This window comes from Bacillus sp. S2(2024), assembly GCF_050474045.1.
Classification (GTDB): Bacteria; Bacillota; Bacilli; order Bacillales; family Bacillaceae_G; genus Bacillus_A; species Bacillus_A yunxiaonensis.
The window spans coordinates 2,948,480-2,969,381 of the sequence record NZ_JBFLUS010000003.1; the positions used below are offsets into that span (position 1 = coordinate 2,948,480).

General features: G+C 36.4%; 19 protein-coding genes. 3 read left to right on the forward strand and 16 right to left on the reverse strand.

Annotated elements, in window-relative coordinates; all coding sequences use genetic code 11:
• Positions 1 to 259: 259 nt before the first annotated feature.
• The 9 genes from murD to AB1284_RS14795 form a co-directional block, all read right to left on the reverse strand.
• Complete coding sequence (murD, locus tag AB1284_RS14755; protein WP_429754136.1) at positions 260 to 1,612, reverse strand: UDP-N-acetylmuramoyl-L-alanine--D-glutamate ligase; 1,353 nt, start codon at positions 1,610 to 1,612, stop codon at positions 260 to 262.
• Positions 1,613 to 2,584 (reverse strand): phospho-N-acetylmuramoyl-pentapeptide-transferase, encoded by a 972-nt coding sequence (mraY, locus tag AB1284_RS14760; RefSeq protein ID WP_336483194.1) that lies wholly within the window; start codon positions 2,582 to 2,584, stop codon positions 1,613 to 1,615.
• A 22-nt stretch (positions 2,585 to 2,606) separates the two neighbouring features.
• Entirely contained in the window at positions 2,607 to 4,082 is a 1,476-nt protein-coding gene (locus tag AB1284_RS14765; protein ID WP_429754135.1) for a UDP-N-acetylmuramoyl-L-alanyl-D-glutamate--2,6-diaminopimelate ligase, read from the reverse strand.
• 162 nt (positions 4,083 to 4,244) lie between these two features.
• Entirely contained in the window at positions 4,245 to 6,158 is a 1,914-nt protein-coding gene (locus AB1284_RS14770) for a stage V sporulation protein D (protein WP_429754134.1), read from the reverse strand.
• 83 nt (positions 6,159 to 6,241) lie between these two features.
• Positions 6,242 to 8,404 (reverse strand): penicillin-binding protein, encoded by a 2,163-nt coding sequence (locus AB1284_RS14775; RefSeq protein WP_429754133.1) that lies wholly within the window; start codon positions 8,402 to 8,404, stop codon positions 6,242 to 6,244.
• A gap of 21 nt (positions 8,405 to 8,425) precedes the next feature.
• Positions 8,426 to 8,782, reverse strand: coding sequence for a cell division protein FtsL (gene ftsL, locus AB1284_RS14780; RefSeq protein WP_429754132.1), 357 nt, complete (start codon positions 8,780 to 8,782; stop codon positions 8,426 to 8,428).
• Positions 8,783 to 8,797: 15 nt separating this feature from the next.
• Complete coding sequence (gene rsmH, locus AB1284_RS14785) at positions 8,798 to 9,730, reverse strand: 16S rRNA (cytosine(1402)-N(4))-methyltransferase RsmH (RefSeq protein ID WP_336483249.1); 933 nt, start codon at positions 9,728 to 9,730, stop codon at positions 8,798 to 8,800.
• Between the two features lie 390 nt (positions 9,731 to 10,120).
• Positions 10,121 to 11,737, reverse strand: coding sequence for a bacillithiol biosynthesis cysteine-adding enzyme BshC (gene bshC, locus AB1284_RS14790; protein ID WP_429754131.1), 1,617 nt, complete (start codon positions 11,735 to 11,737; stop codon positions 10,121 to 10,123).
• 78 nt (positions 11,738 to 11,815) lie between these two features.
• Entirely contained in the window at positions 11,816 to 12,697 is an 882-nt protein-coding gene (locus tag AB1284_RS14795; RefSeq protein ID WP_429754130.1) for a 2-dehydropantoate 2-reductase, read from the reverse strand.
• 318 nt (positions 12,698 to 13,015) lie between these two features.
• On the opposite strand from AB1284_RS14795, the gene AB1284_RS14800 reads away from it, so the two are divergent.
• Positions 13,016 to 13,486, forward strand: coding sequence for an N-acetyltransferase (locus AB1284_RS14800; RefSeq protein ID WP_336483201.1), 471 nt, complete (start codon positions 13,016 to 13,018; stop codon positions 13,484 to 13,486).
• A gap of 29 nt (positions 13,487 to 13,515) precedes the next feature.
• Here AB1284_RS14800 and AB1284_RS14805 read toward each other — a convergent pair whose 3' ends face one another.
• The 3 genes from AB1284_RS14805 to AB1284_RS14815 all read right to left on the reverse strand — a co-directional run bounded on the left by AB1284_RS14805 (position 13,516) and on the right by AB1284_RS14815 (position 14,903).
• Positions 13,516 to 14,037, reverse strand: a complete 522-nt coding sequence (locus AB1284_RS14805) for an RsfA family transcriptional regulator (protein ID WP_429754129.1) — start codon at positions 14,035 to 14,037, stop codon at positions 13,516 to 13,518.
• Positions 14,038 to 14,167: 130 nt separating this feature from the next.
• Positions 14,168 to 14,341 (reverse strand): 50S ribosomal protein L32, encoded by a 174-nt coding sequence (gene rpmF / locus AB1284_RS14810; RefSeq protein ID WP_001984764.1) that lies wholly within the window; start codon positions 14,339 to 14,341, stop codon positions 14,168 to 14,170.
• A gap of 61 nt (positions 14,342 to 14,402) precedes the next feature.
• A complete protein-coding gene (locus tag AB1284_RS14815; protein WP_429754128.1) occupies positions 14,403 to 14,903 on the reverse strand; it encodes a YceD family protein in 501 nt (166 codons plus the stop codon).
• Between the two features lie 153 nt (positions 14,904 to 15,056).
• On the opposite strand from AB1284_RS14815, the gene AB1284_RS14820 reads away from it, so the two are divergent.
• The gene (locus tag AB1284_RS14820) at positions 15,057 to 16,298 is read left to right on the forward strand and encodes a nucleotidyltransferase (protein ID WP_429754448.1); all 1,242 of its coding nucleotides are present in this window, start codon (positions 15,057 to 15,059) and stop codon (positions 16,296 to 16,298) included.
• A gap of 74 nt (positions 16,299 to 16,372) precedes the next feature.
• On the opposite strand, the gene AB1284_RS14825 is transcribed toward AB1284_RS14820, so the two are convergent.
• On the reverse strand, positions 16,373 to 17,398 hold the full coding sequence (locus tag AB1284_RS14825; RefSeq protein ID WP_429754127.1) for a SepM family pheromone-processing serine protease: 1,026 nt from the start codon (positions 17,396 to 17,398) through the stop codon (positions 16,373 to 16,375).
• On the reverse strand, positions 17,391 to 18,182 hold the full coding sequence (locus AB1284_RS14830) for a patatin-like phospholipase family protein (protein WP_429714188.1): 792 nt from the start codon (positions 18,180 to 18,182) through the stop codon (positions 17,391 to 17,393). Before AB1284_RS14830 ends, AB1284_RS14825 begins: the two co-directional genes overlap by 8 nt.
• Before the next feature lie 107 nt (positions 18,183 to 18,289).
• On the opposite strand from AB1284_RS14830, the gene ylbJ reads away from it, so the two are divergent.
• Positions 18,290 to 19,522, forward strand: a complete 1,233-nt coding sequence (gene ylbJ / locus AB1284_RS14835) for a sporulation integral membrane protein YlbJ (RefSeq protein ID WP_429754126.1) — start codon at positions 18,290 to 18,292, stop codon at positions 19,520 to 19,522.
• Here the strand turns inward: ylbJ and coaD are convergent.
• The gene (gene coaD / locus AB1284_RS14840) at positions 19,517 to 20,005 is read right to left on the reverse strand and encodes a pantetheine-phosphate adenylyltransferase (RefSeq protein ID WP_336483207.1); all 489 of its coding nucleotides are present in this window, start codon (positions 20,003 to 20,005) and stop codon (positions 19,517 to 19,519) included. The genes ylbJ and coaD overlap by 6 nt on opposite strands.
• A complete protein-coding gene (gene rsmD, locus AB1284_RS14845; protein ID WP_429754125.1) occupies positions 19,993 to 20,568 on the reverse strand; it encodes a 16S rRNA (guanine(966)-N(2))-methyltransferase RsmD in 576 nt (191 codons plus the stop codon). The genes coaD and rsmD overlap by 13 nt, the downstream gene beginning before the upstream one ends.
• Between the last annotated feature and the right edge of the window lie 334 nt (positions 20,569 to 20,902).

Here is a 20,902-nt window from a genome sequence, read left to right on the forward strand (position 1 = left end):
TTTGAAAGCAGCTTTTCGTTCGCCATACCTTTTCACAAATGAAGTAGCATTATCTAGCTACTTGCAGACAGTATGACTCCCACCTCAAGGTCGCAGGAAATCAAAGAAGATAGGTGTGAGATAACTACCTGTAAGAACCCGATTGATGAAAGCTTTTCATCAATCGGAGACGAAGCAATCCCCCCTCTAATAGAAGGTTCACTTTATCTACCTATAAAAGAATCATCAGCAGGAACAATCCACTGATGATTCTTTCACTTTATACTAGCTTATGCACAGCTTGTATAAACATGTCTCCTCTTTCTTCAAATGTTTTAAATTGGTCCCAGCTTGCACATGCAGGAGATAAAAGAATCACGTCTCCCTCTTCTGAAAGAGCATATGCTTCTTGTACCGCTTGTTCCACATTATCGACACGTTTAATAACTTTCATTCCAGCCTTTTCTGCAGCTTTAACAAGCTTAGGTGCAGTTTGTCCAAATGTAAGCAGCGCCTTCACATGCCCGAAGTATGGGATTAAATCATCAAATTCATTACCGCGATCTAATCCACCAGCTAATAAAATTACTGGTTGCGTAAATGCAGACAATGCCTTTTCTGTCGCCAATATATTTGTTGCTTTTGAATCATTATAAAACTTACGATTTCCAATCGTTGTTACATACTCTAAACGATGCTTTACACCTGTAAAACGTTTTAAGACTGCTATAATCGCTTCATTCGCAACACCCATAAGCTTTGCAATGCTCATAGCAGCTAGTATATTTTCTAAATTATGTTTACCCGGTAATACGATATCTTGAATATCAATAACTTTTTCATCTTTAAAGTAAAGAGCACCATCTTTTACACAAGCGCCGTCTTCAATCATTTTTGTCGTAGAAAAGTACACTTTTTGCCCTTTACTTTGCTCAGCCAGCATCATTACATCTTCATCATCAGCATTAATAATACTGTAATCATTTTCAGTTTGATTTCTAAAGATATTTGCTTTTGCTAAACCATATTCTTTCTTTGTCCCATGATAATCTAAATGTGCTTCAAATAAGTTTAAAAGCACCGCAATCTTCGGTTGAAACGTTTCAATACCCATTAATTGAAAGGAAGACAGTTCTGTTACAACCGCTTGCTGCTCAGTTACATCTTGTGCAACTTCACATGCTACCGTACCGATATTTCCAGCAATAACAGGATGTTTTTCCCCTTCTTTTAACATTTCAAATGTTAATGTTGTTGTCGTTGTTTTTCCGTTAGATCCTGTAATTCCAATAAACGGTGCTTCCGAAATACGATATGCTAATTCTACTTCTGTTACAATCGGAATATTTTTTTCTTTTGCCGCTACAAGTAACGGGTTAGAATACGGAATCCCAGGATTTTTTACAACAAGAGAAATATTTTTTTCTAATAATTCTAAGGGATGACCGCCACATACAACTTCCATTCCTTGACCTTGCAACTCTGTCGCTAACGGATTTTCAGCTTGCGGCTTGCTATCATTTACAATTACATTTGCTCCAAGTTTTTTTAATAAAATGGCTGCAGCATAACCGCTTTTTGCCATACCTAATACAAGAATATTTTTATTTTGATAGTCAGTTATCGTTTTCAATTACATCCACACCCCGATATAAATTCCTAACACTGCAAATAAAAGCCCTACTGACCAGAATGTTACAACCACTCGCCATTCTGACCAACCGCATAATTCATAATGGTGATGAAGCGGACTCATTTTGAATACACGCTTTCCCCTTGTTTTAAACGAAACAACTTGAATAATAACAGAAAGTGTTTCAATAACAAACATTCCACCAATGATGACTAATAATAATTCCGTTTTAGTTAAAATTGAAACAGCAGCTAAAGCACCACCGAGTGCTAAAGATCCTGTATCTCCCATAAATACTTTTGCTGGATGAGCATTAAATACTAAAAATCCTAACACCGCTCCAACAACTGCCATACAAAAAATAGCAATTGTGTACTGCTCGTGAGCAAAGGCAATAATGCTATACGCACCAAATGCAATTGCGGCTGTTCCCGCTAATAATCCATCTAAACCATCTGTTAAGTTAACTGCGTTTGAAGCTCCTATTAACATAAAGAGAACAAGAACAAAGTACGCCCAGTGTAAGTCAAACTTAATTTCCGTTCCTGGAATATTTAAATGTGTGTCAAATCCTTGTCCCTTTGCAATAATAAAGAAAGCTACTGCAATAATAAATTGTCCTATCAATTTTTGTTTTGATGTCAAACCAAGATTTCTTTTTTTAACAACTTTAATGTAATCATCAAGAAATCCGATTAAACCATAACCAAATGTAACAAGAAGCAATAAATATGTCTCAGCGCTCTTTTGAAACTTAAACATCATAATAATAGACGTAATCATAACTGAAATAAAAATAACAATTCCGCCCATGGTTGGTGTTCCTGATTTCTTTTGATGTGACTTCGGACCTTCATCACGAATACTCTGTCCAAACTTTAAACGGCGTAAAAATGGAATGAAAATTGGTGACAACGCAACTGAAATTAAAAAGGCCACCCCAACTGTAATTAATAATCCTTGTTCAAGCATATTTAGTCCCCCTCTCTTGTTGCTATTCTTTCATGCTTAAACGTTGTGCAATTGCCTCCCCAGCAACTTCACGATCGTCAAAATGATGTACTTCTGTACCAATAATTTGATACGTTTCATGACCTTTACCTGCAATTACAATAATATCACCAGCTTTCGCCTCAGCAACGGCATGAAAAATTGCTTCTTTACGATCAACAATCACTTCATAATTATTTCCTTTTATACCTTCTATCATATCATCAAGAATGGCTTGTGGCTGTTCGCTGCGTGGATTATCTGATGTATAGATTGCATGCGTTGCATACTGAGATGCGACCCTCGCCATAATTGGTCGTTTCGTACGGTCTCGATCCCCACCGCAACCAACGAGACAATACACATTTCCTTTTGCAAATTGTTTCGTTGTTATCAATACATTTTCTAAACTATCCGGTGTATGTGCATAATCAACAATGACTGTAAAATCTTGACCTCTTTCAACAACTTCAAAACGCCCAGGTACACCTTTCAATTCTTGCAAAACATCAATAATCGTTTGCAATGCTACACCAGAAACGAGACATGCTGCAGTTGCAGCTAATACATTATAGACATTAAATTTTCCAATTAACTTCATCGTAATCTTGATGCTTTCATTAGGAGTTACAAGCGTAAAAGTCGTGCCAGCACTTGTCATCTCAATATTTTTCGCCATTACATCACTTTTCGTATCAATACCATACGTAATCACTGTCGCTGCCGTACTTTTCATATAATCTGTTGCTGCAGCATCGTCATTGTTTAATACAGCATATTTTACACGATTATGATTGTAGCTATTACCAAGTTGTGCAAATAATAAGCCCTTTGCATGTTTATACTCTTCCATCGTTTTATGATAATCTAAATGATCTTGCGTTAAATTCGTAAACACTGCTACATCATAGTCACATCCATGTACTCTACCAAGGTGCAATGCGTGTGAAGATACTTCCATAACAGCACTATTTACATTTTGTTCAATCATTTTATGGAACGTCTTTTGTAATGTTAATGCATCTGGTGTTGTGTTTTTCACTTCAAACGTTTCGTCACCTATTTTCACATTAATTGTTCCAATTAATCCTGTTTTATGTCCATGCGCACGCATAATTTCGTTCATTATATGCGATGTTGTTGTCTTTCCATTTGTACCTGTAATTCCAATTAAATGTAACTTTTGTGTTGGCTGCCCATAAAAATAATCAGCTAACACCGCTAAAGAACGTACTGTATCTTTAACAAGTACAACTGGAACGTCAACATCAATTGGTCTTTCCGCAACAATAGCAGCCGCACCTTGCGCGGCTGCTTGCTTAGCAAATTCATGGCTGTCAACCGTGAAACCTTTTATACATACAAATAAACTTCCATTTGTCACTTTACGCGAATCCGCTTCAATAGATGTAATTTCCGGATTTTCTTTTGGAACAACCGGAAAACCATGCAAACTTGATACGAGTGTATGCAACTTCATTTCTTTAAACCCTCTCTACTCTTTTATTTATCTCTTATAAATGGATAGTTTCAAAGAACTCCATACATAAGAGCATAATTTATTAATTAACAGGCAGTGAGAAACAAGTGTCTCACTGCGAGTTAGTTGAATGTTATTATATCGTAAATAAGCACTTCATACTTAATGAAAGTATATGCGAACCTTTGATCCTGCTTTTACTTTCGTGCCGGGCTTTGGAGATTGTTCGACCACTTTGTCTCCTTCGCCGCTAGCATCCAATTGTAAATCAACAAGTTGATTTTGTAATTCCTTTCGATCCATGCCTACTACATTAGGAACTTCTATTAAAGGCGTCTCATCCCAAGCTAATTTCTTTTCAATTTGTCCTTTTCTAGGCTCTACTCCCATCACTGGCAAGACATCACGAAGAATATTCCCAACAATTGGTGCAGCTACAACTCCGCCAAATTGTGTAATCCCCTTTGGATTATCTACAGCAACATACACAACAACTTGTGGATTATCTGCTGGTGCAAACCCAATAAACGATACAATATAGTTGTTATCCAAATACTTCCCATCTTTTACTTTTTGGGCTGTACCAGTCTTTCCTCCAACACGATAACCATCAATATAAGCTCCTTTACCCGAACCCTTTGCAACAACATTTTCAAGTGCATAACGTACTTTTTCAGATGTTTCCTTGGATATAACTTGTCTCTTTGCTACGGGCGTTTTTTTACTGATCACTTTATTCGTAGTCGGATCAATAAATTCTTTCGCTATATATGGCTGATATAACGTGCCGCCGTTTACAGCAGCAGCTACTGCCGCAACTTGTTGAATAGGGGTAACAGACACCCCTTGACCAAATGCTGTCGTCGCTTGTTCAACAGGTCCTACTTTTTTTAGATCAAATAAAATCCCTTTACCTTCTCCTTGTAAATCAATACCCGTTTTTTGACCAAATCCAAAATCACGAATATATTGAAACAGCTTTTCTTTTCCTAAACGTTCTCCAAGCTCTATAAAACCTGGGTTACAAGAGTTTTGAACAACCTCTAAAAATGTTTGGCTACCGTGCCCCCCTGCTTTCCAGCAACGTAATCTTGCACCGCCAACTTCTGCTGCTCCATCATCATAAAACGTATCTTTCTCCAAGTCTACTAATTTTTCATTTAAAGCAGCTGCAAGTGTAATAATTTTAAATGTGGACCCTGGTTCATATGTACTCCATACAGGGAGATTTCGGTTAAATACTTCCGGTGAAACACTTCTGAAATCTGCTGGATCAAAACTTGGACGGCTAGACATACCTAAAATCTCACCATTATTTGGGTTCATAGCAATTGCTATCATTCCGTCTGGATGATACGTCGAATCCGCAATATTTAATTCTCTCTCCATAATCGTCTGAATACGTGAATCGATTGTTAACTTTAAATCCAAGCCATCTCCAGGTTCTTTATAATCATCACCAATGTTCGGCATACGTTGTCCTTTCGCATCTGCAAAAAAACGTACATACCCTTTGTCACCATTTAATTCTTTGTCATAGTATGACTCCAGTCCCATAAGACCTTGGTTATCACTCCCAGCAAATCCAAGTACATGTGATAGATATTTTCCAAACGGATAATATCGAATTGAATCTTCAGCAATGTATACCCCTTTTAAACTTAAAGCCCTAACTTCTTTTGCCTTGTCATGAGAAATTTTCCGTCCACCTTTGTCTAATCTGACTATGGACTCTTTTTTCGTAAGACGCTGATAAATTTCTTCTTTCGACACACCTAAAACTGCAGCTAATTTCTCTGCAGTCTCTGCTGGTTTTTCAATTTGCCTCGGTACCACAAAGACAGTTGGTGCACTTTTATTTGTTGCGAGCTCTACACCATTTCGATCTACAATTTTTCCTCGCTCAGGTTCAAATGTAATATTACGGCTCCATGAATCTTTCGCACGATTTGTTAACATATTTCCAAGAAAAAACTGCACATATCCAAGACGAATATCGATAATGGTAAAAATCAGTATACCAGATATAAGCACAAAAATAAGTCGTTTTCTTACTGTTACATTCGATACACGCATATTGGAACAAGCCTCCTTTACGCTTAACTTGTTCCAATATATGCTTGTACTTATTTAATTAGAACACGAGCACTTCTCCTATATTAAGTACCGGCTTTTTTGTCCGGCTCCGTCTCCGCTTCTTGCTGCGGTTCAAGGGGCGGAACAAGTTTTACTTCCAGCGGCATTTTCTCTTTTAATGGAGTACCTTCAGCAATACTTTGCTCGGTTACATATCCTGTACCTGAAAGTTTCAAATCTAGATTTAATGTTTCCGCTAAATTCATCACATCACGAAGTGCCCAACCATTAATATTCGGCATTTTCGGTTGATCTCCTACTAAGAATATTCGATCGCCCGTTAATGTTTTTTCACCCGCTTTTGGCACTTGTTGTTTGACCGTTCCCTCTCCCAATATAACAGGTCGGAACTTCGCCTTTTCTAATATTCCCTTGGCTTCTTCCATCGTTTTACCTGCTACATCTGGAACAGCGGCTTGCTGCTGTTTTACTTGTTTTTGCACATCTTTTACTTCATTCGGTTTAATCTTTAAATACTCCAAACTATTTTTCGTTACAGATTTAAATATTTCAGCTAACGGTTGTGCACCATTTTCAGTGTCTTTTAATTTAGGCTGCTTAATTGCTAAATATACCACAAGCTGCGGATCATCTATTGGTGCCATACCAAGGAATGAGAAAATATAATTTTGTTTCCCTGTCATATACCCACCGTTTCCATCCGGAATTTGTGCTGTTCCGGTTTTACCACCAACAGAATAGCCATCAAGTTTATACGCCGTTCCCGTTCCTTTCGGCGATGTTACAACTCGTTCTAACAATTGCCTTACTTGTGCTGCAGTCTCTTTTGTAACTGGTTTCCCTACCTCTTCTGGATGATTTTGCTTAACAACTTTATCATTCAATTGATCTTCAATTCGATCAACTACATAAGGTTTCATCATTTTTCCGTCGTTAGCAATTGCAGTAGCCGCTTGTACAAGTTGAATTGGAGTTACAGTAGAACCTTGTCCAAATGCCGTTGTTACTTGCTGAATTTGCTTATCAAATAAAATTCTATTTTTACCTTCTCCAGGCAAATCAATTCCTGTCTGTTGATCTAAGTGAAATTTATGAATATATTGATGGAAACGATCAGGTCCTAGCTTTTCATTTCCTAAAATAGCGAAAGCAACGTTTGATGAACGCTCAACACCTTCATCAAACGTAATCGAGCCCCATCCTGCACCGTTATTATGATCTTTAATTTCCGAATTCCCTACTTTGTACTTACCCGATTGATAATACTCTTGGCCATTGTATACACCTTCATTAATCGCAGCCGCTAACGTAAAGATTTTCATTGTCGAACCCGGTTCATACGCATTAGCAATCGGATCATTTAAATAGTTTTTAATTTCTGGTTTATTTGGATCAAAACTTGGTCTACTAGACATCGCTAAAATTTTTCCTGTTTTTGGATCCGCTACAACTCCAATTAACATTGATGGATCATAATGTTTTTCTGCTTCTGCCATCGCATCTTCTAGAAAACTTTGAATGCGTTGGTCAATTGTTAAATATACATTATCTCCATTTTTAGGAGGCTTCACATCACTTTTTTTATCATCTAGTGAGACACCTTTCGTATCACCTGTATACGTCATACTTCCGTTAGAAGCACGTAAATATTTATCTAAACTTTGTTCAAGACCGAACTGCCCTACTCCAATTCCTTGATCATTTGGCTTAGCATATCCAAGTACATAAGAAGCAAAATCTCCGTTCGGATATACCCTTGCTTTTTCTGTAACAAAAGAAATTCCTTTTATACCTAAACTTTTAATTTGTTCCATCTGTTCTTTCGTTAAATTTTTTCCAATTGATCCGAACTCTACTTGTGTCAGGTCTTTATTTAAGTACTTCAAAATTTCTTCTTTACTTACATCAAGTACTTTCGATATTTTCGCCGCAGCATCTTCTTTGTCTTTTATATGATTTTGTCCTTTTAAAGCAGCGACCATCTTATATGAATTTGTATCTTGAGCAAGTACATAACCATTTTGATCATATATAGTTCCTCGATTTGCTTCGAGCACCCCATTTTTATTATGTTTTTGCTGTGCAATTGTCTCTAAATCTACTCCATGCACTGTTTTCGTGGTTTGAATATAAAGAAAGCGGGCTAACAACAGAAAAAAGAGCAGGAGAAAAACCTTGATGAAGAACCCTGCTCCTTTGTTGGTATGAAATTTACGTGTATTCATCTCTTCTTCACACCTATTGTATTAATTTAAGCCTTTTACATTATTCGCATTAATTTCAAGCCCATGTTTTTTTGCAATTTCTGCAATGCGATCATAACGTGTTAGCTTTTCAGTTTCAGCCTGTAATTCTTGATTCATTTTTTGTTGTTTTGTAATTGTGCTTTCCATTTCTGTTACTTTAGCATCAGCTTCATATAACGCCGCTTTATTACCAATAAATGCTACACATGCATATAATAAAAAGCCAATAAATGCAACGTACAATAATTTTTCAATTCTTGTAATTTTTGTTTTCACACCTGGCTGTATTACTTGCTGCGGAGCTTGAGATTGTACTTCTACTTGCTGCTTTTTATACTTAACGGCTAAATTTGTCATACCTCTCTCTCCTTTTTATAATTTTTCAGCAATTCGTAGTTTTGAAGAACGTGCTCGATTATTTTCTTCTAATTCCACATCAGAAGGTAAAATTGGCTTTCTTGTAATTAGCTTCAATTTCGGTTTATATTCATCGGGAATAATTGGTAATCCTGGTGGAAGCTGAGGTGTTGTACTATGTTTTTTAAATGTCACTTTACAAATGCGATCTTCCAATGAATGGAATGTAATAACACTAATTCGCCCACCTGTTTTTGTTATATCAATCGCCGCTTCCAACGCTTCCTCAAATACTTTTAATTCATCATTAACTGCAATACGAATTGCCTGGAATACTCTCTTTGCAGGATGCCCACCAGTCCGACGTGCTGGAGCTGGAATCCCTTCTTTAATCAATTCCACTAACTCTCCAGTTGTTTCAATTGGCTTTGTCTCACGGTACGCTTCAATTTTCCTTGCAATTTGCTTCGAAAATTTTTCTTCACCATATTGAAAAAAGATTCTTACAAGTTGTTCATATGACCAACTATTTACAACGTCATATGCTGTTAACGGAGCATCTTGATCCATGCGCATGTCAAGCGGAGCATCGTGATGATAACTAAATCCACGTTCTGGTGTATCTAATTGCGGGGAAGAAACACCTAAATCAAATAAAATACCGTCTACTTCTGTAATTCCTAATTCATATAATCTTTCTTTCAAATAGCGAAAGTTACTTTTTACAGTTATAAATTGGCCGTTATAAGAAGAGAATTTTTCTTTTGCATTTTGGATTGCAATCTCATCTTGATCAAATGCAATTAGTCTTCCTTCTTCAGAAAGTTGAGATAGTAAATAAGCACTATGACCTCCACCTCCTAGCGTACAATCTACATATGTACCGTTTGGTTTAATTTCTAAGCCATCTACTGTTTCTTTTAAAAGAACTGTTACGTGTTTAAACATTGTTGCACCTACTTTTTGCAAAATAATCCTCTTGACGCATCTTTTTATCCCGCTTTAATAGTCATCCACAAAATTATGCGGAATTGAGATAACTGCCCCTAAGAGTCTGATTGGTATGATTGACAATTAGCGGGAACATAACTCCCTACTAATGGTAATGTCACCTTATTATATACTAAATTTTATCATCTTTTGCGGGAAAATACATAAAAACATGTCGAAAAAGATAATAATCTACTTTCGTTTTGTTTCATTTTGTCAAAAAAAGTACTGTTCTTCAAAAAAAGAGCACTCTCAGCTTTTACACGTTAAGATTTACATAGTAAATAAAATTGTTTTACAGATAATTCCACGAAATAAAAAAAAAATCCTGCTCTTAAGAGCAAGATTTTATAATTTTATAATATGCTGTTTTCCAGTCCAACTAAAAGTTTGCTTCATAACTCGTTCCACAAAATCAAGTCCATAAACATTTAAGTAATAACAAATATTCCATACTCGTTCTTGCGGTGCATATAGAGGTTGTAAAGAATTTTCAATTCGACGAAATTTATTAAGCTGCACTTCATGTTTTCTCTCAAAATCCGCCTGAAGTGTTCGCTCTAACAATTCAAGTTGTTGCATAATTTTCAACTCATTTTTCTTTGCAAAATCTCGCAGACCTGGATTTACTTTTTGTACAAATTGTTGTAAAGATGTATGAATCGCTCCAATTTGCTCCGCTGCATGAGTAAATTGATCGTCTATCGGCTCTTCAACTTGCATAGATAGCCACTGTTCTCGGAGTGCAGTAATACCTTTATTGAACACTTCACTTTCCTGCAGCTGCAAATCTTGTAAATCAGTTTCAATATCGCGCGCTAAATAGCTAATTGTCAAACGCGGCACAACCGGTGGCATTTGGAAATCCATCGCATGAAACACTTGTTGTAGTTCGCTCCAATACGCAATTTCTCCTGGCCCACCAATAAATGCGAGCGTAGGGAAAACATATTCTTGCATAAGCGGTCTTGTTACAACATTGTTACTAAATTGTTCAGGGTGACTCTCTATTCTTTCTAGGAGCTCCTCATACGAAAATGAATACATCCCCTCTTTACAGATGAAACGGCCCTCTTCTTCTTCTAACAGCAGACGCTCTCCATTGATGTTCATAAAAATATGAACAGCATTCTGTTTTGTTTCAATAATCGGTTTATATCCTTGCTCACGTAACACACGTTGCTGATCGTTAAGTCCTTCTTGCACATTTTTATAGCGTGCTAATATTTCTTTGAAAAAGGGCACTTCCATAGTTCGAAGGATTGAGTGATGAGAATCTACAAGAATTAAACCTGATTGTGTAAATAACTTTGTAATAAGATGCGCAAAGAAATCAACATATGTCCGCGATTGCTGTAAACATTCATCTGCAAAATGCAATACATCCTTTGTATATTTTGTTTCTGGATATGTTTTAAATATTTCTTCTATCCATCGTTTACAATCCTCAATGGAAATCTCCATTTCAGAAGCACTCGCTTTATATGGATGACGCTCGTGAAAAATTGTCTTTTTCACCTTTCCATTTTTCGTAACGAAAGCATGGTTAATTTCATCAATGTCATGATCTTCTCCAGCAATCCAAAAAACAGGAACAACCCGTACCCCCAGCGACGCTTCCTTTTCCTTTGCAAGTTGTAAAATAGATATAATTTTATGAATTGTATAAAGAGGCCCAGTTAATAACCCTGCTTGTTGTCCCCCAATAACAACATATGTATCGTCCTCTAACAAAGCATGGATATTTTGAAGTGTTTTTTCTCCCGCATTCAATTCTTGATTATATTGCAATAAATGTGATACTAACTCTTGCTTTGGATACTGTCTATTTCGTAAATCATGTATACGTCTTACAAAGCCCTCTTCCGTTATCGGATAATCAAAGCATTCTTGAATCTCTTTTTTATGTTTCAAATAGTCCCCAACAACGCCTTGAAGTGGGACAGAGATTTCTTTTATCTCCATATACTTCTTCCTTTCATATCCTGATCTCTCACCAACCAAATTGTAGTCAATGTTCGTTATAAAAGCAAAGAATATCTCTTATCTTTCTAATCCTTTTATAGAATGATACAAAAAGGAGAGCGTCGGAACTGATTTTTGATACTGTTCTGCCTCCCGAATTAAATAACCAATAATTGCATCAATTTCTGTTTTTCTATTATTCTGTACATCCGTTAACATAGATGAAGTATTATGAGCCGTATTTTCACATACTGTACATACACGTTCCCAATACTCATCACATTTCGAATCACCTACAATTTCCATCACTTCCGAAAACACTTGCTTCATCACTTTGTAAAACGATGGATTTGTTAATAACTCACCATTTTGGACACCAAACAACGCAGTTAAGGGATTAATGCATGCATTAACGACAAGTTTATAAAGCATTGTTTGTTTCCAATCTTTTTCAATCACTAACGGAAATTGACTGGCAGAGAATACAGCAAATAGAGATTCAAATTCTTCCTCTTTTCCATGTATAAGCCCAAATTTCGTACTGCCTATTCCAGTATGATGGACGGTGCTAACATTTTCTTTTTTCGCCCCGTGCTCTACAATCCCTACCGCAACACCGGCACTTTGAATCTGCTGTAATACATGAAGATGTCCCATTCCATTCTGCAAGAAAATAAGCCGGTTTTCCGCTTGCAAATACGGCCATATCCCTTCCAAATGATATTGCTTCACAGCGACAAATATATAATCATGTGTTTTGTTATTTATAGTCTCTAAAGGACTTACAAACGGATATACAGTTTCTCTTGCACCGTTGTGCACACACGTAATCCCACACTCGTTCAATCGCTCAGCTTGTTCTATTGTTCGGGTATATAGTGTAACAGTCTGCTGATTTTTTTCTAAATAAAATGCAAAAAGGAGCCCGATTGCTCCCGGTCCAACTATACCAATCTCCATCTACAAAGGCCCCCATTTTTATCCCGCTATTCACGGATAGTATACCCCACATCTTAAGGTTCAGAAGAAGCGAAGGCGATATACTGAGGATAACTGTCCGTAAAAGCCCAATTATCGAAAAATTTTCATCAGTAGGAAAGAAACCCCACTCATGAAAGTTTTACTTTATAGTTTATAGAATAATTTTAGCAGACTTTTCAAAAAAATCCTGAAAGAATTATCTCTTTTCTTCATAAAAATGAAAAAATGCGTTATAATACTATTATAAATATTTATACTTTTCTTTATTTTTCTACACCTAGAAAAGGATGTGATTACATGCACTTTCCCAAAGTTGAGCGCTTGCTCATCAATTATAAAACGTTAGAAGAATTTAAAAAGTTTAAAGGTTGCGGTGCTGAAGAATTATCTATGTTGGAAGATTTACAAGCAAATATCATCGAAAATGATAGTGAATCTCCTTTTTATGGAATTTATTACGGCGGCTCTCTTATAGCACGCATGAGCTTGTATACGAAACAACAGTCCGTTAATAATTTGTTTACTGGACCTTATGTAGAACTTTTTAAACTTGAAGTGTTACCAACATTCCAAAAACAAGGATTTGGTAAGATGCTGGTCAATTACGCAAAACAATTGCACCTTCCTATCAAAACAATTGCTCGCGTACAATCTGCCGATTTCTGGGAAAAATTACACTTCGAAAAGGTAACTATTGATGATGGAGATTTTTACATCTGGCATCCAAACGCAAATTTGAATGCGGTTACAAACAGTGAATCTGCTTAAAAATAAAAACAGCTGTAATTCAGCTGTTTTTATTTTGATGTTTTTTCAAGTATTCCTTTTTCCCGTTTTCTCTCTTTTTCGGAAGGCTCTAATACCATTGCACTTCTTTTTCTGTCAATATAATCAAATAAGGTGCGATACTCTTCTTCATACAACGACAACTGCTGCAAAAGCCCCTCTTTTTCCTTTTGCAACACTTCAATCTTTTTATATAAATCCGTTTTTTCTTCTTCTGCTTTATATCTTTGTAAAAACACAATTACATCTTCTAATGTTAATGAAAGAGAATTTATTTTCTCTTTCTTTTGTTCTTGCACTTCATTATTTTCAGTTTTCCTCATTCGCTTTGCTTCTTCAATACGTTCTTTATATTGTTTACGCACGTAAGAATTCCAGCGAAATCCACAAGCAGCAGGTGTACGTGATAAATGTCTTCCTACTTCTTTGAAGGCAGAAAGTTGCGTTCCCCCTTCACGAATATGCCGGAGCACTACTTCTGCCAGAAGTAAATCTTCGTCATCAGTCCATGCATCTTGTCTTGTTGTTGCCATCTCTCTAGTCCTCCTTATGCATTTTTTATTAAACATATGCAGTTACTAGAAAAGATAGAAGAATAACATGTAAAGAAAAAGTTAAAAAAAATAAACGCAGAAGGTTTCCCTTCTGCGTTTATTTTCGCAATTACTTGCTGATTACTTCTTTACCTTTGTAAGTACCGCATGCTTTACATACACGGTGAGCTAATTTCGCTTCACCACAGCTTGGGCACTCTACCATACCAGGTACTGATAATTTGAAATGCGTACGACGCTTTCTTTTTACTGTTTTAGAAGTTCTTCTAAAAGGTACAGCCATTCTTCCCACCTCCTTAAAAGAGAAAGTTATTTTCATACGAAGGCCTGAACCGGTCTTCTGGTTATTTGTCAAAAAACTTCGCAAGTCCTGCTAATCTTGGATCAACAGGCTTTTCTTCGCTTTTTTCCGAAATCACTTGCCAGTCTCGACCTTGCATCGGTGCTCCTTCAGAAACATCCTCACTGAAAATTTGCATTGGAATCTCCAATAGTATATTTTCCTTAATTACAGGGAGTAAGTCAAGTACTTCTCCTTCTAAGTAATGAAAATCTGCTTCGGTTTCGTAATCTTCTTTGGAAACTAAGAACACCTCAGTTGTTTCAATGTCAAATGGTAATGTTACATCTACTAACGTTCTAGAACATGGTAACACCATGCTTCCTGTTATATGTAGATGGAACGTAAATTTGTTGGAGCCAAAATCAACTCTACCTGTCACATGAACAGGATTAATGTCTCGAACATCTTTCTCAACATTTTTCAGCTCACTTACATCTACCATCTCATCCAACGTTAGTCCTTTATGTCGATATTTGTTCAATTCATGGATGGACCATTTCATATCATATCACCTCAAGGCAACAAACAAAATTATAGCTAGCTGTTGTATATTTGTCAATATTTTTTCTTTACACTATAATGGAGTCATTATAGGAAATAATATATAGATTATCATGTTTTAGGAAAAGATGCTACACTGAAAGGAGAGATTATTATAAAAGCTAGCGGCATTATTGTTGAATATAATCCGTTTCACAACGGTCATGCTTATCATGTGCAACAAACCAAAAAGTTAACAAATGCCGATATAATTATTGCTGTTATGAGCGGATCCTTTTTACAGCGAGGAGAGCCAGCCCTAGTTTCAAAATGGGCGCGAACACAAATGGCATTAGCAAACGGAATAGATATTGTCGTTGAACTTCCTTATGCCTTTGCAACACAAAAAGCTGAAATATTTGCAAACGGTGCTATTTCGATATTAAATGCTCTTCACGTCTCTGAAATTTGCTTTGGAAGCGAAAGTGGTAATATCGAACATTTCCACAATACAATTACGATACACCAGTCTGAGCAGGATTTATTTAATCAGCTTGTACAACAATACATAAAAACTGGAATGAGTTACGCAAAAGCCACTTCTGAGGCATTTTCATCCTTACAAAAAAACGTAGCTACTATTGATGTCTCAGAGCCAAATAATATTTTAGGACTCCATTACACAAAAGCAATTATTGAGCAAAAAAGTTCAATGAAAGCAAGTACAATTAAGCGTTTTGCTTCGCATTACCATGATGAAACATTTCAAGATGAACGAATTGCCAGTGCAACGAGCATACGTAAACAATTATTTCATGAACAGAAAACTTTTTCAGCAATTGCTCCATTTGTTCCAAACATAACAAAGCTACTTTTAGAGCAATATAAACATTCCTATCATCTACTACATAACTGGGAACATTATTTTCACTTACTAAAATATAAACTCTTAACAATGTCCCCCTCTCAATTACAACGTATATATGAAGTAGAGGAAGGATTGGAGCATCGGATTTTGTCTTCTATTCGGGAAGCAACTTCATTCACGATATTTATGAAAGCATTAAAAACAAAACGTTACACATGGACACGACTGCAGCGTATTTGTACTCATATTTTAACAAACACAACGAAAGAAGAGATGCAAAAAGCTCACATAGAACAGCACGCACAATATATCCGTTTACTCGGCATGTCCCAGAAAGGACAAACATATATATCCAGTATGAAAAAACAAATAGCTCTTCCTTTGCTTTCTCATGCAAAAACGTTTCAGCATCCCCTTCTAGATATAGATCGAAAAGCAAGCGCTGTTTATTACTCTATCTTACAAGAGCCCCTTTGCGGTGAAATGATAAAGCGTGATATAACGCAGCATCCGATTCGGTATGACGAAACGCAACGTATGTTTTTATAAAGTGAAACTTTCATCCGGTAGGTCTTACTACCTGCAAGTAGCATAATAAAAAATCCTCTCTTAAACGAGAGGATTTACTTTTTTTCTGGCATTTTGTTCAAATATGCTATTGCATCATCTAACGTATCCACAGGTATAATCTTCATTTTTGTATTTATATCTTTAGCTGTTTTCACTGCTTCTTTATAATTTGAATTCTTTGCTCCCTTCTCATTTGGAGCAAAGAATACTTCTGCACCTGCATTATTAGCGGCAACTACTTTTTGAGAAATACCTCCAATTGGCCCGATTTCTCCTTTTTCATTTATTGTTCCAGTCCCAGCTATTTCGTGTCCTTTTGTTATATCTTCTTTTACAAGCTGATTATAAATCTCTAATGTAAACATAAGCCCAGCAGAAGGTCCTCCAATTTTATGAGCATCAATTTTCACGTTAGGACTTACTGTAAGTTTCTTATCCGTAATAATAGAAATCCCAATGCCGGCACGACTTTTATCTTCCGGAATTGGCTTTAGTACAAATTTGTCTTCTTTCTCATTCTTTTCACGCACATACTTAATACTTACTTCATCATTTTGTTTTTTTGTTTTCATGTACGCAATAAACTGCTCTGCTGTTTGAAATGGTTGTCCATCTACAGCAACAATACGATCGCCAAGCTTTAACTTCTCAGCAGCCGGCATACCATCTGCAAGTCCTACTACGAGTACCCCTTGATTTTCAAACGAAACAGGGTAGTTTGCTCGTTTATATGCATTATAAATTGCCGCATCTTGCGAATCTTTCATTGCATACACTTGGCGAAATTGATACTCTTCATCACTTTCACCTTTTTGTAAAATTTCTTCTGTTTTTAAAATTTCAGCATACTTGTTAAATTTAGCAGAAAGAAAGTTAACAACATTTGCTCGTCCCATTGAAACCGTAACGAGCATAAAATCACCCTTCTCTTTATTCCCTCCTTCAACTTGTACGTACGGCTCTAATTTCTCTGCCATACCTGGCTTTGTAATATAGTATGGCAGAGGAACAAACACAATCAACATTGCAACTATAACTCCAATGAGTAATGCATATAAATACCGAAACTTTTTAAACATCTTTTTTCTCCTTCCACTGTTCAATCAACGTATAAATTGTTTGAATATGCCGCTGCGCTTCTTCTTCTCCAACACGAATAATATCTTCTATATTCGTAAAGGCCCGTGAACTAAATTGTTCTACAGCTGGATGCATCATAAGATCTGATGCAATTTGTCTATTTACTACAAGTTCATGCTGCATAATTTCAATACTTTGCATAATGACATCATAAATAGATGTAACTTCTCCATTGACCTTAATAGGGGATACATCAACGGCAATGACAATATCAGCCCCTAATTTTTTCACTACCGATACTGGAATACGATCAATCACTCCCCCATCAACTAGTAGCCTTCCATTTATTTTCTCTGGAACAAATATACCGGGTACAGAAATACTTGCCCTGACAGCATCTGCAATAGAACCTTGTGTAAAGATAACCTTTTCACCATTTAGAATATCCGTTGCTACAACCGCTGTCGGGATATCCAGTTCTTCTAATTTTTTATTATATGTAAACATTTTAATCATATCCTTCACACGTTTGCCAGTAATAAACCCCATTTTAGGTACAGTGAAGTCCAAATAGTATTTTCGCTTAAATACTGTTGCTAAACGATACAAACGGTCCACGTTACATCCTGCAGCATAAAACGTACCTATTAGTGCTCCCATACTGCTCCCAGCAATCATATGAATGGGTATCCCCGCCTCTCTTAACACTTTAATAACACCTACATGTGCAAATCCTTTCGCACCGCCTGACCCAAGTGCTAATCCAATTTTTGGCTCTCTCATCTTCTTCACCCTCAAAATTTTTTCACTCTCTTTTTATACTTATGGTCTAATTTCACCATGTATCCTCGTATACTGAAATGAACATTTGGGACAAAGGGGGATACAAAATGTACGAAAAATGGAAAACCGGCTTTCTCACCATATCGGTAACTTTTTTTACAGTTTCTCTCGTACTCCACCCCCAAGCGGCACTACAATCATCTATTCGAGGGTTAAATATATGGTGGGAGGTTGTCTTTCCTTCATTACTACCTTTTTTTATTATTGCAGAACTTCTAATTGGACTAGGGATTGTAAAGTTCATCGGCGTGTTATTAGAACCCCTTATGCGTCCACTCTTTCGTGTACCTGGTATCGGAGGATTTGTATGGGCAATGGGGATGGCCTCTGGCTTTCCTGCTGGTGCAAAATTAAGTGCTCGGTTACGCCAGGAAAATCAACTTACACAAATTGAAGCAGAGCGCCTTGTATCTTTCACAAACTCTTCTAATCCATTATTTATTTTTGGCGCTGTAGCAATTGGTTTCTTTGACAATCCAAAACTAGGACTTATTTTAGCAGCTGCCCATTATGTCAGTAACTTCACAGTTGGACTGCTCATGCGCTTTTACCAAGATAGACACACACAAACAAAAACGAAGAAACATTCAACGTCCATTCCATTACGGCACGCCTTTTCCGTTCTTCATAAAACTCGATTACAAGAAAAACGCCCCATTGGCAAATTAATCGGTGACGCTATTACTTCTTCAATTCAAACATTACTTATGATTGGCGGGTTTATTATTTTATTCTCTGTTTTCAATAAAATGCTAACTGTTTTTCATATTACAACTTTCCTTGCTCTTATTATGAAACAAATATTAATTGTATTTCAACTTTCGCCTTACTTTAGTTTCCCTATTTTGTCTGGTCTTTTTGAAATGACACTCGGGAGCCAAATGATTAGTCAAACAGAGCACACTTCTATTTTACAACAAGCCATGATGACAAGTTTCGTTTTAGCATTTAGCGGTCTTTCAATTCAAGCTCAAGTTGCCAGTATTTTAGCAGAAACAGACATTCGTTTTAAACCATATTTTATCGCACGAATTATTCAAAGTATCCTTGCTCCAATCTATACATATATATTTTGGGGACCACTTTATGAAAGATTACATTCTTTTTCACCTACCCAATATGATATACCAGTCTTTTTACCTGAACAATCTACCCTACTAACAAAAGGATGGGCCTTACTAGTTACATATGGTCCAATCTTTACACTGTTTTGTTTATATTTATATGTTATGTTACTATTCATGCGTTTTATCAATAGCAAAAAACCCCGTTCATCATAACGGGGTTTGAAACTTCTCTTTTAAGGCACGTTCTACAATTGGCGGAACGAGTCCAGCGACATTACCACCATAACGCGCTACTTCTTTTACAATACTTGAGCTTAAAAAGGAATATTGATTATTTGTCATAATAAAAAATGTTTCTACATTCTCTTCTAATTTACGATTCATGGATGTAATTTGCATTTCATATTCAAAATCAGATACGGCGCGCAAACCACGTAAAATCGCATTTGCATTACGCATCCTCGCATACTCTACTAATAAACCACTGTGTGAATCAACTTTTACATTCGGAATATCTTTTGTTGCCTCGCGAATTAATTCTAAACGCTCTTCTACCGTAAAAAGTGGTGTCTTTGATGAATTATTTAAAACAACAACATATACTTCTTCAAAGACTTTTGCCCCCCTCTTAATAATATCTAAATGTCCAAGCGTAATCGGATCAAAACTTCCCGAAGAAATTGCTATGCTTGCCATTCGGTCCCCTCACCTTCATACTTATAAATCGAAATCGCTGTAATACCATAGTTTTCAGCTCTCACCTTCACAAGTCTTCCAATTGTTTCAGGTAATTCTACATCTACCCCATGTTCTGACATAACAATTCCGTTTTCTTTCAACAGACCATGTTGATCCATTATACTAATTAAAGAGACAATCTTTTGATCCTTATACGGCGGATCTAATAGTACAAGATCGAATGATATTTCACGTTTCATAAGCGCCTTTACAGCACGTTCCGCATCATTTCTATATACTTCAGCTTGCGCTTCTAACCTGCAACTTTCTAAATTTTGATGGATAACCTTTATAGCCTTTCCATCGCGGTCAACAAAAATAGCTTTATCTATCCCTCTACTAAGAGCCTCAATACCAAGACCACCGCTTCCTCCAAACAAATCAAGGGCTAAACCACCTTCAAAATAAGGACCGATAATATTAAAAATGGCTTCTTTCACCTTGTCTGTAGTCGGGCGCGTTGTATTACCTGGTACAGCTTTTAAAGGATGACCTTTACACTTTCCTGAAACTACTCTCATAATTTGTCACTACCTTTATCTCTTTCTAACAGATTGTTCATATAAATCATTCTTGCGCAAGCTCAATGTTACCTACTACTCGCGGACAGTAAGACTTCCATTAACGGAAGCTTCACTTTATGTATATTCATCTTTTTTATCCTATCATAAAACATATGAAAGAAAAATAAAAAGCAAAAGAGAAATTTTAATTTTACAATGTATATCTTTATATAGTTTGGACATAAATAAAGATAACAACATCACCTTCGATGTTGTTGCCAACCGCGGAGAAGACTTACGTTTCCCCATAAGTTCTTCCTCCGGTTTCTCCTCTCCCTTTGCCTTCTTGCTA

Bases quoted from the DNA above. Each gene is read 5' to 3' on its own strand.
- mraY (WP_336483194.1), bottom strand. From the start codon at position 2,584: ATGCTTGAACAAGGATTATTAATTACAGTTGGGGTGGCCTTTTTAATT.
- AB1284_RS14765 (WP_429754135.1), bottom strand. From the start codon at position 4,082: ATGAAGTTGCATACACTCGTATCAAGTTTGCATGGTTTTCCGGTTGTT.
- AB1284_RS14770 (WP_429754134.1), bottom strand. From the start codon at position 6,158: ATGCGTGTATCGAATGTAACAGTAAGAAAACGACTTATTTTTGTGCTT.
- AB1284_RS14775 (WP_429754133.1), bottom strand. From the start codon at position 8,404: ATGAATACACGTAAATTTCATACCAACAAAGGAGCAGGGTTCTTCATC.
- ftsL (WP_429754132.1), bottom strand. From the start codon at position 8,782: ATGACAAATTTAGCCGTTAAGTATAAAAAGCAGCAAGTAGAAGTACAA.
- rsmH (WP_336483249.1), bottom strand. From the start codon at position 9,730: ATGTTTAAACACGTAACAGTTCTTTTAAAAGAAACAGTAGATGGCTTA.
- bshC (WP_429754131.1), bottom strand. From the start codon at position 11,737: ATGGAGATAAAAGAAATCTCTGTCCCACTTCAAGGCGTTGTTGGGGAC.
- AB1284_RS14795 (WP_429754130.1), bottom strand. From the start codon at position 12,697: ATGGAGATTGGTATAGTTGGACCGGGAGCAATCGGGCTCCTTTTTGCA.
- AB1284_RS14800 (WP_336483201.1), top strand. From the start codon at position 13,016: ATGCACTTTCCCAAAGTTGAGCGCTTGCTCATCAATTATAAAACGTTA.
- AB1284_RS14805 (WP_429754129.1), bottom strand. From the start codon at position 14,037: ATGGCAACAACAAGACAAGATGCATGGACTGATGACGAAGATTTACTT.
- rpmF (WP_001984764.1), bottom strand. From the start codon at position 14,341: ATGGCTGTACCTTTTAGAAGAACTTCTAAAACAGTAAAAAGAAAGCGT.
- AB1284_RS14815 (WP_429754128.1), bottom strand. From the start codon at position 14,903: ATGAAATGGTCCATCCATGAATTGAACAAATATCGACATAAAGGACTA.
- AB1284_RS14825 (WP_429754127.1), bottom strand. From the start codon at position 17,398: ATGTTTAAAAAGTTTCGGTATTTATATGCATTACTCATTGGAGTTATA.
- AB1284_RS14830 (WP_429714188.1), bottom strand. From the start codon at position 18,182: ATGAGAGAGCCAAAAATTGGATTAGCACTTGGGTCAGGCGGTGCGAAA.
- ylbJ (WP_429754126.1), top strand. From the start codon at position 18,290: ATGTACGAAAAATGGAAAACCGGCTTTCTCACCATATCGGTAACTTTT.
- coaD (WP_336483207.1), bottom strand. From the start codon at position 20,005: ATGGCAAGCATAGCAATTTCTTCGGGAAGTTTTGATCCGATTACGCTT.
- rsmD (WP_429754125.1), bottom strand. From the start codon at position 20,568: ATGAGAGTAGTTTCAGGAAAGTGTAAAGGTCATCCTTTAAAAGCTGTA.